This window comes from Apibacter sp. B3919 (genome assembly GCF_026537405.1).
GTDB lineage: Bacteria > Bacteroidota > Bacteroidia > Flavobacteriales > Weeksellaceae > Apibacter.
Window position 1 is genome coordinate 161267 of record NZ_JAFNMG010000002.1, and the last position, 17585, is coordinate 178851.

Here is a 17585-nt window from a genome sequence, read left to right on the forward strand (position 1 = left end):
AATGATACTTATTGAAAACGCTACAATTATAAATGAAGGACAATCGTTTATAGGATCAGTTTTACTGGAAAAAGATATCATTTCCGAAATATACAGAGGCGAAGTTCCTGCGGAAATTAGCGCTCAATCAACGAAAATAAATGCAGAAGGTTTATGGCTGATTCCCGGAGTTATCGATGACCAAGTACATTTCAGAGAACCGGGATTAACCCATAAAGGAGATATTCATAGTGAAAGCCGTGCTGCTCTAGCCGGTGGAGTAACTTCATATATGGAAATGCCTAATACCAATCCACAGACCACAACAATTGAAGCCTTGGAAAATAAGTTTGCCCTTGCTTCACAAAAATCGTATGCGAACTATTCTTTTTACCTGGGAGCGACCAATGATAATAGAGAAGAACTAATGAAAGTTAATCCCAAGAAGGTTTGCGGAATAAAAATTTTTATGGGTTCATCCACAGGGAATATGCTGGTTGACAATAAAAAAGCCCTGGAGACTATTTTTTCTGAGGTTGATATGCTGATTGCGGTTCATTGCGAAAAAGAAGAAATTATAAGGAAAAATATCGAAAAATATAAAGCTATTTATGGCGAATATATACCGATTCCTTGTCATCCTTTAATTAGAAGCGTAGAAGCTTGCTATCAATCCTCATTTGAGGCAATAGAATTAGCCCATAAATATGGGACACGTCTTCATGTTTTACATATATCCACAGAAAAAGAATTGAGTTTATTTGAAAATAAACCATTAGAAGAAAAGAAAGTTACCGGAGAAGCTTGTGTACACCATTTGTGGTTTACTGATGAAGATTATGAAAAATTAGGATCCAAAATAAAATGGAATCCAGCAGTAAAAACAAAAAAAGACCGAGATTCTATACTTAAAGCAGTTGTAGAAGATCGGTTAGACGTTGTTGCAACTGATCACGCTCCGCACTTATTAAGTGAAAAAGAAGGCGGATGCTTGCAAGCTGCCTCAGGAGGTCCTTTAGTACAACATTCTTTAGTGATGATGTTAGAATTGGTTAAACAAGGGAAAATTACCAAAGAAAAAGTTATTACTAAAATGTGTCATGCCCCGGCTCAACTGTATCATATTAAAAAAAGAGGCTATATACGTAAAGGATATTATGCAGATTTAGTTTTGATTAATCCTGAAAAGCCATATACAGTATCACAAGAGAACATTCTTTACAAATGTCGATGGTCACCGTTAGAAAATATAACTTTTAGTTCATCCGTTGAAAAAACTTTTTTGAACGGAAAATTAGCTTACAGTGAAGGGGAAGTAAAAGAAGTAAGAGGAATGGCATTAGAATTTGAAAGATAAATTGTATAAAAAATTAAGTCAAGAATTAAAGTCTGGGAAATATTTGCATGAGTAAGCAGAAAATACATAAAACGAATGCGGCGAGATTACTGGATTTACACAAAATTACATATGATCTTATTCCCTATGAAGTAGATGAAAATGATTTAAGCGCCATACATGTAGCAGAGACTTTAGGGGAAAATATAAATCAGGTTTTTAAAACCTTGGTATTAGAAGGGGATAAAAACGGTTATTTTGTTTGTGTAATTCCCGGAAATGAAGAAATTAATTTAAAGCTTATGGCATTATTATCCGGTAATAAAAAATGCGACTTAATTCCGATGAAAAATCTAATAGGATTAACGGGCTATATCAGAGGAGCATGCTCACCTATAGGCATGAAAAAATTATTTCCAACCTATATAGAAGAATCCTGCTTGAATTTTGATTCCATTTACATTAGTGCCGGACAAAGAGGATTACAAATTCAATTAAATCCACAAGATTTAATTAAGCTCCTTCAAGCAAAAATTTTTAAAAACAGTTGAATAAAATCAATAAATATTTTCTGTGTTCATAAAAACAAATAAGGTTTTAATATTAAGATAACAATTTCGCAAAGAGATAATTGCAATCTAAGAATAAATAAAAAATTATTTTCGATATATTTAAAAAACGCAATAATTTCATTTATAAAACTTTCGTAAATTTGTATCCTAAAAATTTTAGAAGAATGATAAAAATTACTCTTCCTGATGGAAGTGTGAAAGAATTTGAAAATTCCGTAACACCGTTGGACATTGCCAAATCCATATCTGAAGGTTTGGCTAGAAATACAATTTCTGCAATAGTAAATGGTAAACAAGTTGAAATTACCGATCCTATTACGGAGGATGCAACGGTACAATTATTAACATGGAATGATGATTTAGGAAAGAAAGCGTTTTGGCATTCTTCTGCCCACTTATTGGCACAGGCGATAATGGAGTATTATCCAAATGCCAAATTAACTATTGGTCCAGCCATTGAAAACGGATTTTATTACGATGTTGATTTTGGAGATGAAGTTTTTTCAGAAAAAGATTTTGAAAAAATTGAAAAAAAAATGTTGGAAAATGCCAAAAAAGACTCAACGTTCTCTATCCGTTCAGTTTCTAAAAATGATGCATTAGAAGCCTATAAAGATAATCCGTTTAAAACTGAATTAATTGAAAATTTAGAAGATGGATTGATCACATTTGTAACACACGATAATTTTACCGATTTATGTAGAGGTGGACATATTCCTTCTACCGGAATAATTAAAGCCGTAAAAGTATTAAATGCAGCAGGAGCTTATTGGAGAGGCGACGAAAAAAATAAACAGTTGGTTCGTGTCTATGGAATTTCTTTTCCAAAACAAAAAGAATTAACTGAATACTTAGAAAGAATAGAAGAAGCAAAAAAGCGTGATCATAGAAAATTAGGAAAAGAGCTTCAATTATTTACTTTTTCCGAAAAAGTAGGAGCAGGATTACCTTTATGGTTACCAAAAGGTGCAAAACTAAGACAAAAACTTATTGACTTTTTAGGAGCGGCACAGCGAAAAGCAGGATATGAAATTGTAGCAACCCCTCATATCGGGCATAAAGATTTATATGTTACTAGCGGACATTATGAAAAATACGGAGCAGATAGCTTCCAACCTATAAAAACACCTAATGCGGGTGAAGAATTTTTATTAAAACCGATGAATTGTCCACACCACTGTGAAATTTATCGATCTTCCCCTTGGTCGTATAAAGATTTACCGAAACGATTCGCAGAATTTGGAACCGTTTATAGATATGAGCAAAGTGGAGAGTTGCATGGACTTACTCGAGTTAGAGGATTCACTCAGGATGACGCCCATATCTTTTGTACTCCGGATCAATTGATCGGGGAATTTGAAAATGTAATAGATCTCGTATTATATACATTTAAATCCTTAGGATTTAACGAATTTACAGCCCAAGTTTCATTGCGAGATAAAGAAAATAAAGAAAAATATATTGGAAGTGATGAAAATTGGGAAAAAGCTGAAAATGCGATTAAACAAGCAGCCGAAAAGAAAGGATTGCCGACAGTTGTTGAATATGGCGAAGCAGCTTTTTACGGACCAAAGCTCGATTTTATGGTTAAAGATGCCTTAGGTAGAAACTGGCAATTAGGTACTATTCAAGTAGACTATAATTTACCGGAAAGGTTTGATCTTTATTACATAGGAGCAGATAATGAAAAACATCGTCCTGTAATGATACACAGAGCGCCTTTCGGTTCTTTGGAACGCTTTGTAGCCATTCTGTTAGAGCACACTGCCGGAGATTTACCTTTATGGTTAAGTCCTGAACCGTTTATTATACTTCCTATTAGTGAAAAGTATGTAGATTATGCAAAAAAAGTTTTGGATTTAATGGAAAATTCGGATATTTGCGGACGAATAGACGATCGTAACGAAAAGACAGGTAAAAAGATACGAGATGCAGAGATCAATAAAATTCCTTACATGTTTGTAGTAGGAGAGAAGGAAGCTTCCTCCGACACTGTGTCGATTCGTAAACGTGGAGAAGGAGATTTAGGTACTTTTTCTTTAGAAGAAGTAGTAACGATGATGAAAAAAGCAACAAATAATCAATAAAATTTAAATACCATAGCACTTAACAGAAATAATTCAAGAGGGAAGTATATCCCAAAGAAGCAAGAGCCAGAACACAAAATTAACGGAAAAATTGATGTTCCGGAAGTTCGTTTAGTAGGAGATAATGTTACTCAAGGAATCTATCCTATAAAAGAGGCATTAGCTATTGCCGAAGATTTAGAGTTGGATTTGGTAATGATCACAGAAAGTGCAAATCCACCTGTTTGTAGAGTTGTTGATTATAAAAAATTCCTGTACGAACAAAAAAAGAAGCAAAAAGAACTCAAATCTAAGCAAACCAAAGTAGTGGTTAAAGAAATTCGTTTTGGACCACAAACCGATGAACATGATTTCGAATTTAAAAAGAAACATGCTCAAAAATTTTTGGAAGAAGGTTCTAAACTAAAAGCTTACGTTTTCTTTAAAGGGCGTTCCATTGTTTTTAAAGACCAAGGACAAATTTTATTATTAAGATTAGCGCAAGAATTAGAAGAATGGGGTAAAGTAGAGCAAATGCCAAAGCTCGAAGGGAAAAGAATGATTATGATGATGTCTCCCAAAAAATAGGATAAAAATAAATAGCTATAAAAATAGCTATTTATTCTTTTATAGTAAGTATACATAAAAAGAGCTCTTTATTTTTTATTCTTATCTTGATAGTAACTAAATTTGTATTACTTATCAATTGAGTAAGATAAACCATCAATTTAAATTTTAAATTGATACCTATTATGCTGTATAATTTATTACAATTATTAGTTAGTTAACTTGGATGTTATTTTTTCCATGTTCAAAGAATACGTAATTTATTTTCATAATTTTTTTTAGATATGGTTATTTTACTCATAAATTACTATAATTAAAACATTGGTTAGGAAATTCATTGATTTTATTAATACATTACATTATATTGTATTTTTTTAATGATATAAATTTATCATCCAGGAATTTTAAAAATAAAATATCAGAATAGAAAAGGAAAGTCTAAACAAAAAATTTTGCTAAAGTCTAAATGATTTGTTTATTTTTTGAAAAATATCTAATTTTGTACAATTGATAACGAGGTAAATAAATAAGAAAATGCCAAAATTAAAAACAAAATCAGGTGCTAAAAAGCGTTTTTCAATTACCGGATCTGGTAAAATTAAAAGAAAACATGCATTTAAAAGTCACATTTTAACTAAAAAAAGCACAAAACGTAAACGTAATCTGACGTATTCTACTTTAGTAGATATCGCAGACGAAAAAAGCGTTAAAAGACAATTATTAATTAAGTAAGAGAGAATATCTTTTGAAAGATATTCCGGTTTTTTAAAAATCATTTAAAAGTTTAACCCTGGATTGGGTAAAAGAAGAGAAGATAAAAAATACTTCCACCCACTTCAAAAAAACAAAAAAGTATGCCAAGATCAGTCAATTCAGTAGCGTCAAGAGCGCGCAGAAAAAGAGTCCTAAAATTAGCTAAAGGCTATTACGGGAGAAGAAAAAATGTTTGGACAGTAGCGAAAAATGCTGTTGAAAAAGGTTTGCAATATGCCTATGTAGGTAGAAAGCAAAAGAAAAGAAATTTCAGAGCTTTATGGATACAGAGAATTAACGCAGGTGTCAGACAATACGGTCTTTCTTATTCTAAATTTATAGGTTTACTAAAAGAAAAAAATATAGATTTAAATAGAAAGGTTCTTGCAGATTTAGCTATGAACCATCCAGAAGCTTTCAAAGCGGTTGTGGATACTGTAAAAAAATAAATTTAATAATATTTTCGTTATCATAATAAAAACACTCACTATATAGTGAGTGTTTTTTATTTTTATTATACTTGATTTAAATGCTAAAAATACGCAGAAGATTCACAAGATGCTGCCAAAGTTTTAAAAAGGCATATCAGAATCCTGATCATCAATAGTATCATCAATTCCAAACGAATCGCTAGGATTAATAGATGGAATATTTATGGAACTGTCAAATGAAGTTTCATCATTGATTTTACTTTCAAAAGTGGTAGAACTTATACTTTCCTGTACGGAAAAATAATCTTCATCTATATCCGAAAATTTAGCCTGAGAACTCGTAAAACGTAATCGAACATCTTCCAGAGCACCGTTTCTATGCTTTGCAATAATAAATTCTGCTTGACCTGTACAAGGTGTTCCGTCTTCCCAAGTATCTAATTTGTAATATTCCGGTCGATATATAAAGGTTACAATATCGGCATCCTGTTCAATAGCCCCCGATTCCCTCAAGTCCGAAAGTAAAGGTTTTTTACTTCCTCCGCGAGTTTCCACAGAACGGGATAACTGCGAAAGTGCTATAACAGGTATTTCAAGCTCTTTAGCAATAGCTTTTAATGAACGAGAAATCGTAGCAATCTCTTGCTCCCTATTTCCTATACCTTTTCCTCCTGCCGACATTAATTGGAGGTAATCGATCATAATCATTTTTACTCCATGCTGAGAAACAAGTCTACGAGCTTTAGCTCTCAAATCGAAAACAGAAATCCCGGGAGAATCATCTATAAATATCGGCGCATTTTCCAATTTATTAACTCGGGAATAAAGTTGTTGCCACTCTAATTCGGATAAATTGGCTTTTCTCAACTTTTCAGATTCTATTCCGGTTTCACTGGATATCATACGCATCATCAACTGTTCTGCGGACATTTCTAATGAAAATACACCGATCGGAGTTTCTGCCCCTATGGCAATATTTCTGGCCATGGAAAGAATAAAAGCCGTTTTACCCATACCGGGTCTTGCTGCAATAATTATAAGATCCGAAGGTTGCCAACCGGCAGTAATTTTATCCACATGCTTAAATCCTGAAGGAATACCGCTCATTCCTTGTTTAGATTCTAAAGATTTAATCTTTTTTAAAGCATTGGAAACTAAGTTTTTCGCTTCATTGAAAGTTCGTTTCAAAGTACCGTTGGTAATTTCATATAACTGACTTTCAGAATAATCCAACAAATCGAAAACATCTGAAGTTTCATCATACGATTTTTCAATCATATTAGATGATATTTCGATGAGTTTCCTAAGTATATATTTTTCAAGAATAATTCTTGAATGGTATTCAATGTGAGCCGAAGAAGATATTTTGTTGGAAAGTTGAATCAAATAAAAATCACCTCCTGCAGCCTCCAAATTACCTTGAGATCGTAATTTATTGGATATAGTAAGAATATCAATAGGGTCTGTTTGCTTAAAAAGATCTTCAATGGCTTCATATATTAGTTGGTGCTCTTTTTTATAAAATACTTCGGGAGATAAAATATCTATAATTTCATCTAACCCTTTTTTATCGATCATCATGGCACCTAGTACAGCTTCTTCTAAATCAATAGCTTGAGGGGGAAGCTTTCCTTTTTCTAAGTTAATGATTTTGTTGGATTTAGGAATTTTATTGTATTTAGATTCTAGTTGTTCCATATCAATTTCAAAAATATGCAAAATTATAAGGTAGACCTATCTTTTTTCTAAACAATTTTTTAGAAGTCAGATATAACTTTTAATAAACTATTGCAATAATTATTCATATATGTAAATTCATCTAAACAACTTATGAACAATTTAGAGATATGCTGTCTTTTATTCATTTTAGTAAATAATGGAAACGATTTCCGGCTATCGATTGTCAGTCTATATAAAACTAAATTTATTAAGCCTAAGATAAAAAAGTAAACCTACCAAGTGATTCAATTATTATATAAAAGTAAGTGAATTAGAAAAGTTGATCTATCTTTGTTTACATGAAATGGGATGAAATAATAGGTCAGCAAAATTTAAAAAAGCAATTGCAAAATTCAATCAAGGAAGATAGAATTAGCCATGCGCAACTGTATATAGGAAAACCGGGTTACGGAGTTTTACCGCTTGCACTTGCCTATGCTTCAGAAGTTATTTGCAAACAATCTGAAAAATGTTTATTACAGATCAATCGATTACAACATCCCGATTTGCATTTATCTTTTCCTACCATTAATAATACAACAGAAAAAAAAGAAGCCATAAGCTCTGACTACATTAAACAGTTTAGGGAGTTTATTATCGAAGATCCTTATAGGGATATAAACCAGTGGTATGCATATATTAATGAAGATAAAAAACAAGGGATCATCTCTGTTAAAGAAATTGAAAATATTATTGATAACTTAAACTTAAAAAGTTTTGAAGGAGGATATAAAGTTCAAATAATTTGGATGGTAGAAACTATGAGAGTAGAAGCTGCCAATAAATTACTTAAAATATTGGAAGAACCGCCTGCAAAAACTTTGTTTATACTCATTGCTGAAGATGATAAAAAAATTCTTCCAACCATATTGTCTCGTTGTCAAAAAATAACTGTTAATGCTTTGGAAAACAATGAAATATCCGATCATTTACAAAATAGGTTTTCCTTAGACAAAGAAACGGCCGATATTTTAGCAAAAAGAGCTGATGGCGATTGGGATGTAGCTTGTAAGCTAATAAAAAACAATACCTTACAAGAAGAATTCGAGAAATATTTTATTCGATGGAACCGTGCAGCGGTTATGGCTCCTAAAAAACCACAATTTTTAAGAGAAATAGTAGATTGGTCTTTAGAAATATCTGCTTGGGGTAGAGAAAAACAAAAGAATTTCTTACAATTTTGTGCCGAAACTTTTAGACAAGCCTTACTTCAAAATTACGAATCATCAAGCTTAGTAAATAATCCATTAACATATGAAAACTTTAAATGGGATAATTTTAGTCATTTTGTTCACGGGAAAAATATAGAAGATATTTTAGAAGAAATTAATAACGCATTTTTTCATATTGAAAGAAATGGAAGTGCTAAAATCATTTTTTTAGATATGGGTATTAAATTAACACGATTTTTGGCTAGAAAAAATGAGTAAATTTTGCCGTATAAGATAAAAAAAGCTGTTTTTACATCTGGTTTTTAGAAAGGTTATTTGCGTGTATTTCAATTTAATAAGCTGTTTAACAGCTAGATAAAAGCGATCGTTATTTAGAATAATTACAAATTAACAAAAACTAAAAGATATGTTAAAAAAAACATTTGGCAATATAGAGCATATTTTTATTTTTGCATAAGTCGCTTTTAATGGGACAATTATATTATAAATAAGTTTCATTCAATTGAAATCAATTATTATGAATAAAATTATAGCAGTCTGTATGCTGACTCTCTTTACAAGTGTTTCTGTTTTAGCGCAGAAAGTAAATGGAGATGTAAAGAATGGAGAGAAATTATTCAAAGACAATTGTACCGCTTGTCACGCGTTAGACCGAAAACTTACAGGACCTGCACTAAAAGGAATTGTAACAAAATTAACTGAAGAAGGCGCTGATGTAGAATGGATCCAAAAATGGATCATGAATAATGAAGCCTTAAGAAAAAGTGGAGATAAGCGTGCGAATAAAATCTTCGAAGAGAACAATCAAATTGCTATGGATGTTTTCGAAGGCAGATTATCAGTACAAAATATCGATGATATTTTGGCCTATCTTGAAAATCCACCGGCTCCACCGGAAGAAGCTGCTCCCGCCGTAGTTGAAAAGAAAACATCAAATGATCTTAACTATATTTTACTTTCCTTTGCCTCAATAGGGGTAATATTGATTTTTACCTTACTGAAAATCAATAAGCTAGTAAAACTAAAAACCTCCAGCGCTGAATTATCAGAACTTGAATCTACAAGAATTAGAACTTTTTCACAATTTTATGTACAATATAAAGGAGTCTTGTATGGATTGGTAACTTTACTATTAGCCTTATCCTTTTACGGATTATGGGCTTGGTTGATGGGAATAGGAGTAGATAAAGGTTATGAACCGGATCAACCTATTTATTTTTCACATAAAATTCATGCAGGAGAAAATAAAATCAATTGTCAATTGTGTCATTCCGGAGCAAAATATGGGAAAGTTTCCGAAATTCCTTCTCTAAGTGTATGTATGAATTGTCATAGAAATATCAGCGAATATACCGGCAAATATATCGAACCGGGCAAATCTAAAGAATTCTATACTGCTGAAATTAAGAAAATTTATGACCATATTGGTTGGGATGAAGAAAACCAAAAATACACAGGTAAACAAAAACCGGTGAAATGGGAAAGAATTCATAATATGCCGGATTTCGTATATTTTAATCACTCACAACACGTAGTAGCAGGAGAAAAAACAATAATAGCCGATTTCAATAAAAAGAACCCGAATCATCAAATTGACGTGGTATGTAAAGCCTGTCATGGTTCCATAGATACCATGAATGTTGTAAGAATGGCGAATGATTTCACAATGGGATGGTGTGTAGATTGCCACCGTACTACAGAAGTCGATATGACCAATGGATATAATGCAGCTTACTTCAATAAACTTCATGAAAAATTGAAGAAAGAATATGGAGAAGATAAATCTAAAATAACGGTAGATGCCATAGGAGGTTTAGAATGCGGTAAATGTCATTATTAATTAATTAAAATCATCAGAAGATCATTATGGCTTCAAAAGATAAAATAAAATTTAGGAGTTTAGAAGAATTACAAGATCCTTCACTACCAGAGAAATTAGCAGCAAATGAATTTGTAGAAGAGCTTCCTATCGATGAATTTTTAGGAGATGATCAAGCAATGTATTCTACAAAAACTTCTCGAAGAGATTTCTTAAAATTCTTAGGTTTTGGAACAGCAGCTGTAACTTTAGCAGCCTGTGAAGCTCCAATTATTAAATCGGTACCATACGTGGTTAAACCCGAAGGTATCATTCCGGGAGTACCCAGTTATTACGCCTCAACTCTTTACAATGGATTTGACATTGCCAGTGTTTTAGTTAAAACAAGGGAAGGAAGACCCATTAAAATTGAAAGTAATAAAAATGCTGCCTTTTTTGGTGAAAGCACAGCCAGAAGTCAAGCATCTGTTCTTTCATTATATGACAATAACAGAGCTAAAACACCTAAACTGAATGGATCTGAAACCGATTGGAAATCATTAGATGACTATGTAAATAAAGAATTACAGGCAGCTAAGGTTTCGGGTAAAAAGATTGTAATTTTAACACCATCTTTTCCTTCTCCCTCCACTAAAAAAATCATTGAAGATTTTACAACCATATACCCAAGCACAGAACATGTCGTTTACGATGCGATTTCATATTCACCGGCTTTAGATGCTGCAGAAGAGGTTTATGGAGTAAGAGCTTTACCATTATATGATCTAACTAAAGTTGAATTATTGGTTTCTTTTGGTGCTGATTTTTTGAATGATTGGAATGGAGGACATTTTGAGGCAGATTATGCCAAGGCCAAAACCCCGGGGAAAACTATGCTTAAGCATATTCAAATTGAATCCAATTTAAGTTTATCAGGGGCTAGTTCCGATGAAAGAATGCCGTTAAAACCTTCGGAAGTTCAAAAATTATTGGGTGAAGTGTATAAAGCATTGGATGGAACTTCTTCCAATCCTACTGCTCAAAAAATAGCTAAAGAACTTACAAAAAAAGGTTCAAAAGCGGTTGTATTTGCGGAAGGCGATAAATCAGCCTATGTGATAGCCAATCTGATAAATCAAAAATTAAATTCATTAGCAGTTAGAAAGGATAAAGTATTATTGACTAAAGAATCCAATGATGCACGTTTTTCGGAATTACTATCTTGGTTGTCAACTGGACAAGTAGGAGTATTACTTAACTTTAATACCAATCCGATTTATTCATATTCAGAGGGAGAAAAACTGAAAGATTTATTTAAAAAGGTAAATTGTTCTGTATCTCTTTCAGAATATGAAAATGAAACAGCTTCTATATGTAAAGCCATTGCACCGGTTCCTCATTGGTTAGAATCATGGGGAGATTTAAATCCGGCAACAGGAGTTTACTTATTATCACAACCAACCATCCAAAGAATTTTTGATACTCGTCAATTTCAAGATTCATTATTGGTTTGGAGAAATGCGGGATTACAAACAAATGCGGTTAAGGAAAATATCACAGTTGCTCCCGTTGGTTCGACTCCATCGGTTGATTCTTTAGCTACTCAATCTATAAAAGATACGGTTCAAAATGCAACCACTCCGTTTAATTCTACCTATACTACAACAGCAACGCCTCAGCAAACCAATGCTTATTATAATTATTTAAAACAATATTGGCAAACGCAGTTAGGAACTAAATTAGGTTATAGTTTTAATCAGGCTTTATATAATGGATACAATGAAACATCTGAAATTACAGAATTAAATGTAATCGGAGGAAATGCGGAACAGGCATTATCTAACTTAGCAGTTATTAAAGCGGGAACTTTTGAATTAAACTTATATCTTAAAACAGCTATTGGAGACGGAGTTCAAGCAAATAATCCTTGGTTGCAAGAGTTGCCGGACCCTATTTCTCGTCTAGCATGGGATAACTATATTACAATTTCATTAGAAGATGCTAAACAATTAGGAATTAAGAATGAGATCAATGGCAGAATGCAATTGGATGGTTCCTTAGTAGATTTAACGGTTAATGGAAAAGTAATAAAAAGTGTTCCGGCATTAATTCAACCGGGACAAGCTAAAGGATCGATTGGATTAGCCTTAGGATACGGCCAATCAAAATCAGGAAAAGTAGGTCAAACCGGAATAAATGCCTATCCTTTTTATCTTAACTCTAATTTAATTCAATATAACATAACTATTAAACCGACTCAAGGAATGCATGAATTTGCATCAATGCAAATGCAAGGTACCTTGATGGGTAGGTATGAAATAGCAAGAGAAGTTTCCTTAGATACTTTCTTAAACGAGGATCCTAAAGAATGGAATGAGCCGTTAAAAATGGATTCATACGTAGGAGAAGTTCCTATGAATAAAGTAGATCTATGGAGAGATTATGACAGTACAGACGGTCCACATTTTAACCTTTCGGTTGATTTAAATGCATGTACCGGATGTGGTGCTTGTATTATAGCATGTCAAGCCGAAAATAATGTTCCCGTAGTTGGAAAAGAAGAAATAAGGATGTCAAGAGACATGTATTGGTTACGGATAGACAGATATTATTCTTCTAAAAAGCAAATAGAGCAAAAAGAAGAAATCTTGGATAATTTGGATCAAGTTCCTATGTATAAGGAATTAATTGAACCGAATCCAACTAATCCGGATGTAATTTTCCAACCGGTGATGTGTCAACATTGTAATCATGCACCTTGTGAAACTGTTTGCCCGGTAGCGGCTACTTCTCATGGAAAACAAGGACAAAATCATATGGCTTATAATCGATGTGTAGGAACCCGTTATTGTGCCAATAACTGTCCGTATAAAGTACGTCGTTTCAATTGGTTCAACTACGCGCTTAACAATAAGTTTGACTATAATATGAATAATGATTTAGGAAGAATGGTATTAAATCCGGATGTCGTTGTTCGTTCCAGAGGAGTCATGGAAAAATGTTCCATGTGTATACAAATGACTCAGGCTACCATTTTAGAGGCTAAAAAACAAGGCAGAAAAGTGGAAGATGGAGAATTTCAAGTAGCATGTTCACTGGCTTGTTCTAGCGGAGCAATTAAATTTGGAGATATAAATGATTCTTCATCAGAAATTGCAAGGCTATCAAAAGATAAAAGGAAATATGTATTGTTAGAAGAAGTAGGAACAAAACCTAATGTATTCTATCAGCACAAAATTAGGAATAGAAAAGAATCATAAAAATTTTAAGAAAGTTACTATGTCAGGACATTACGAAGCACCTATTCGCGAGCCGTTAATTTTAGGGGATAAAACCTATCATGACATTACGGAAGATATTGCCCGTCCTATTGAAACCAAAGCCGGGAAACTTTGGTGGTTTGCTTTTTATATTGCTTTAGTAGCCTTTATCTATGGTGTAGGGTGTATCGCTTATACGATAGGTACCGGAATAGGGGTATGGGGACTAAACAGAACGATAAATTGGGGATGGGATATAACAAATTTCGTTTGGTGGGTAGGGATAGGTCATGCAGGAACATTGATTTCTGCTGTATTATTGCTTTTCCGTCAAAAATGGAGACTTTCCATTAACCGTTCTGCGGAAGCCATGACTATTTTTGCGGTGGTTCAGGCTGCCATGTTCCCATGTATTCATATGGGGCGTATATGGTTAGCTTATTTTGTATTTCCTATAACTAACCAGTTCGGAACTTTATGGCCTAATTTCAATTCCCCCTTATTATGGGACGTATTTGCCATCAGTACCTATTTTTCGGTATCTGTGGTATTTTGGTATATCGGACTAATTCCTGATTTTGCCATGGTTAGAGATCGAGCGGTTAAACCGGTAACTAAAAAGATTTATACTATATTAAGTTTTGGATGGGGAGGAAAAGCCAAGCATTGGCAAAGATTTGAGGAAGTTTCATTAGTTTTGGCAGGTCTTGCAACTCCTTTAGTTTTTTCTGTTCATACCATTGTTTCCTTTGACTTTGCAACTTCAGTTATTAAAGGATGGCATTCAACAGTATATCCGCCGTATTTTGTTGCGGGTGCTATATTTTCCGGTTTTGCTATGGTTCAAACCTTGCTTAGCGTGGTGAGAAAGGTATGTCATTTAGAGGATTATATCACTCAAAAGCATATCGAATATATGAATATTGTAATTGTTGTGACGGGAGGAATGGTAACAGTAGCTTATATTACGGAATTCTTTATCGGATGGTATTCAGGTAGCAGATATGAAGATTTTACTTATTTCTCAGTTGGAGCTGCCACTGGACCATATTGGTGGGCATTTTGGTTATTAATCCTTTGTAATGTATTAATTCCTGCTTCTCTTTGGATAAAAAAATTAAGAAGAAATTTTCTATGGACTTTCATTGTTTCCATTGTTATAAATATCGGTATGTGGTTTGAAAGATTTGACATTATTGTTATCAATCTGTCACGTGATTATTTACCGAGTGCATGGACAATGTTCCAACCTTCTTTTGTAGACGTAGGAATATTCATCGGAACGATAGGTTTCTTTTCAGTATTATATCTGTTGTATGCTAGAACTTTCCCGGTTATAGCTCAGGCAGAATTGAAGACAATTATAAAAACATCAAGTGAAGGGTTTAAAAAACATCATTTAGAAAATGAGCACCACTAAGACAATTATTTACGGTTTATACGGAGATGATGATCTCCTTATAGATGGGGTTAAGCAACTTCGTGATAGAGGAATTGAAATTAATGAAGTTTATACACCTTTTCCGGTACATGGATTAGATAAGGCAATGGGATTAAAAGAATCGAGAATGTCTGAATTTGCTTTTTTCTATGGAGCTATGGGGTTAGCTGTTGCTTCTGTGCTTACTTGGTATACGATGAATTATGATTGGCAGCAAAATATAGGAGGAAAACCGAGTTTTACTTGGACAGAAAATATGCCGGCTTTTATTCCAATTATGTTTGAGCTGACAGTATTTTTTGCCGCTCACCTCATGTCCATAACATACCTTATTTTAAACAAACATTATCCGGGACAAAAAGCTCAAAATCCAGATCCAAGGACTACCGATGATAAATTTTTAGTTGAAATTTCTAATCAAAATTACGACCAAGTAAAGGAAATTTTGATAGCTACAGGTGTTGAGGAAATAACTGTAAAAAAAATTGAAGATGAAAAAAATAACTAAATATATTCTTTTTGCTATAACAGGAAGTTTGTTTATAATTTCTTGTAGTAAGAAAAAACCCAGTTTGGTTTATTTTCCAGATATGTACTATCCGGTAGCCTATGATCCTTATCAAGAGGCAGTAATTGCTTATGGAGAACAAGGAACGACGGTTCCTTTATTTTCAAAGCAAGGAGGAGCAACCGCGTTAGCGCCTGTACCCGGAACCATAGCTCAAAATCCCGAAGGAATTTTACCTATGGATTTACCAAATACTCCTGAAGGATATGATGCTTCTAAAAAAATAACGGTTTCACCGCTAAACCCTTTAAACAAAGATAAAGACTTAGCCAGAGGAAAAGATTTATATATAAAAACATGTTCGGCTTGTCATGGTACAGCCGGAGACGGACAAGGTGATATTGTTCAATCCGGAGCATTTTCGGGAGTACCTAATTATAAAGATAGGGATATAACAGTCGGATCTGTACATTATGTTATGGAACACGGAAGAAATGCCATGGGATCTTATGCGGGGCAACTTTTACCCGGAGATATGTGGAGAGTTGCAGAATATGTAATTAACGAATTTAAACCTTCTGCAACATCAAACTCTGCAGAACAGACACAAACAACAGAACAATAATACAGCTATGAGATATACATTTTCATCAAGTCTTAAATTAACGTCCATAGTATTAATCGTAGTAGGATTGATAGCCTTTGGTATAGGGTATTATCAGAATTCACGTATAGATGAACATGCTGTTAAGGAAATTTTACATCATAATGAAGAATTAGCGGGAGCTCAACCCATGAATTCAGTTTATAAAGGAGATGTTGCGCACTCTAAAGAACATATTGAACATGCTGAACATCAAATTCATAACAGGCCGTGGTCTGCATTTTTTGTGTCTTTGATGTTATTTTTCGGTATTTCAGCTACCGCCTTGTTTTTTGCTGCTGTCCAACATGCAGGTAATGCCGGTTGGTCTATTGTTGTTATCAGAGTAATGGAAGGTATTGCTTCGTTTCTACCTGTAGGCGGCTTATTAATGGTTGTATTTATTTTTCTTTCATCATATGGTGGTGAACACGGAGGACTAAATCATTTATATCATTGGATGGATCCCTCTTTAACCGATCCTAATTCTTCGCATTTCGATTTGCTTATAAAATCTAAAGAACCGTTTTTAAATAGACCGTTTTTTGTTATTAGAACGCTGATTTATGTGGCCGGATGTATTTTCTTTTTATGGAAAATAAAATCTCTAACGAGAAAGTTGGATGAAACTAAAGATGTTTCCGATTATAAAAAAGTTTATAACTGGAGCGTAGGTGCTATTGTTTTCTTTGCTTTGGCGTCCGCTTGCTGGGCATGGGATTGGTTAATGTCCATTGATCCTCATTGGTATTCCACTTTATATATGTGGTATGTATTAATCAGCTGTTTGGTTTCTTCCGTTGGAGTGATGTTGATTATTTCCATATATCTGAAAAAGAAAGGTTTTTTACCGGCATTTAACGATAACCATATGCATGATCTTGCTAAATTTTTGTTTGGGTTTAGCCTTTTATGGTCTTACCTGTGGTTTGCGCAATTCATGTTGTATTGGTATGCTGATATTCCTGAGGAAACGGTATATTTCTTTGGAAGATATAAATTATATGGACCTACTTATTTTACCATGTTGATCCCGAATTTAGTTTTACCGTTTTTGATATTAGTCAGCAGTAAAGTGAAGAGAAATTATGTCATTGTTCCTATTATGGCTTGTGTAGTACTATTCGGTCATTATTTGGATATGTTTAATATTATTATGCCGGGAACTGTTGGTGCTTTCTGGGGTATAGGATTATTAGAAATCGGGGCTTTTATTTTTATGTTGGGACTATTTATATTTACTGTAATGTATTCTATAAGTAAGCTTAATTTAGAAGCTAAAGGTAATCCATACTATCATGAAAGTGAATTATTTGAATATCCTTTCTAATCATTAAAAG

Annotated in this window: 14 protein-coding genes; 13 read left to right on the forward strand and 1 reads right to left on the reverse strand. The window is 33.4% G+C overall.

Going from position 1 to position 17585, the window contains the following annotated elements:
* The first annotated feature begins 1 nt into the window (after position 1).
* The 6 genes from J3U20_RS04065 (at position 2) to rplT (ending at position 5722) form a co-directional block, all read left to right on the forward strand.
* Positions 2 to 1336 carry a dihydroorotase gene (locus J3U20_RS04065; protein WP_160541735.1) on the forward strand — a complete coding sequence of 445 codons (1335 nt, stop codon included), beginning with the start codon at positions 2 to 4 and terminating at the stop codon, positions 1334 to 1336.
* Positions 1337 to 1383: 47 nt separating this feature from the next.
* Positions 1384 to 1866: a Cys-tRNA(Pro) deacylase gene (gene ybaK, locus J3U20_RS04070; protein ID WP_160541736.1), complete on the forward strand. Its 483-nt coding sequence runs from the start codon at positions 1384 to 1386 to the stop codon at positions 1864 to 1866.
* Between the two features lie 185 nt (positions 1867 to 2051).
* Complete coding sequence (gene thrS / locus J3U20_RS04075; RefSeq protein ID WP_160541737.1) at positions 2052 to 3974, forward strand: threonine--tRNA ligase; 1923 nt, start codon at positions 2052 to 2054, stop codon at positions 3972 to 3974.
* Positions 3975 to 4022: 48 nt separating this feature from the next.
* A complete protein-coding gene (infC, locus tag J3U20_RS04080; protein ID WP_255410571.1) occupies positions 4023 to 4541 on the forward strand; it encodes a translation initiation factor IF-3 in 519 nt (172 codons plus the stop codon).
* A 513-nt stretch (positions 4542 to 5054) separates the two neighbouring features.
* Positions 5055 to 5252 carry a 50S ribosomal protein L35 gene (rpmI, locus tag J3U20_RS04085; protein WP_105296740.1) on the forward strand — a complete coding sequence of 66 codons (198 nt, stop codon included), beginning with the start codon at positions 5055 to 5057 and terminating at the stop codon, positions 5250 to 5252.
* A gap of 122 nt (positions 5253 to 5374) precedes the next feature.
* Positions 5375 to 5722: a 50S ribosomal protein L20 gene (gene rplT, locus J3U20_RS04090; RefSeq protein ID WP_105296739.1), complete on the forward strand. Its 348-nt coding sequence runs from the start codon at positions 5375 to 5377 to the stop codon at positions 5720 to 5722.
* Positions 5723 to 5845: 123 nt separating this feature from the next.
* On the opposite strand, the gene dnaB is transcribed toward rplT, so the two are convergent.
* Entirely contained in the window at positions 5846 to 7402 is a 1557-nt protein-coding gene (dnaB, locus tag J3U20_RS04095) for a replicative DNA helicase (RefSeq protein ID WP_160541738.1), read from the reverse strand.
* Positions 7403 to 7722: 320 nt separating this feature from the next.
* Between dnaB and J3U20_RS04100 the strand changes: the two genes are divergently transcribed.
* The 7 genes from J3U20_RS04100 (at position 7723) to J3U20_RS04130 (ending at position 17575) form a co-directional block, all read left to right on the forward strand.
* The gene (locus tag J3U20_RS04100; RefSeq protein WP_160541739.1) at positions 7723 to 8853 is read left to right on the forward strand and encodes an ATP-binding protein; all 1131 of its coding nucleotides are present in this window, start codon (positions 7723 to 7725) and stop codon (positions 8851 to 8853) included.
* 259 nt (positions 8854 to 9112) lie between these two features.
* Entirely contained in the window at positions 9113 to 10435 is a 1323-nt protein-coding gene (locus J3U20_RS04105) for a c-type cytochrome (RefSeq protein ID WP_160541740.1), read from the forward strand.
* A 26-nt stretch (positions 10436 to 10461) separates the two neighbouring features.
* Entirely contained in the window at positions 10462 to 13653 is a 3192-nt protein-coding gene (locus tag J3U20_RS04110; protein WP_160541741.1) for a TAT-variant-translocated molybdopterin oxidoreductase, read from the forward strand.
* A gap of 19 nt (positions 13654 to 13672) precedes the next feature.
* Positions 13673 to 15073, forward strand: a complete 1401-nt coding sequence (nrfD, locus tag J3U20_RS04115) for an NrfD/PsrC family molybdoenzyme membrane anchor subunit (protein ID WP_160541742.1) — start codon at positions 13673 to 13675, stop codon at positions 15071 to 15073.
* Complete coding sequence (locus tag J3U20_RS04120; RefSeq protein WP_160541743.1) at positions 15060 to 15602, forward strand: DUF3341 domain-containing protein; 543 nt, start codon at positions 15060 to 15062, stop codon at positions 15600 to 15602. Before nrfD ends, J3U20_RS04120 begins: the two co-directional genes overlap by 14 nt.
* Complete coding sequence (locus tag J3U20_RS04125) at positions 15586 to 16227, forward strand: c-type cytochrome (RefSeq protein WP_105296733.1); 642 nt, start codon at positions 15586 to 15588, stop codon at positions 16225 to 16227. The genes J3U20_RS04120 and J3U20_RS04125 overlap by 17 nt, the downstream gene beginning before the upstream one ends.
* A gap of 7 nt (positions 16228 to 16234) precedes the next feature.
* Positions 16235 to 17575 carry a quinol:cytochrome C oxidoreductase gene (locus J3U20_RS04130; protein ID WP_160541744.1) on the forward strand — a complete coding sequence of 447 codons (1341 nt, stop codon included), beginning with the start codon at positions 16235 to 16237 and terminating at the stop codon, positions 17573 to 17575.
* Positions 17576 to 17585: the final 10 nt, after the last annotated feature.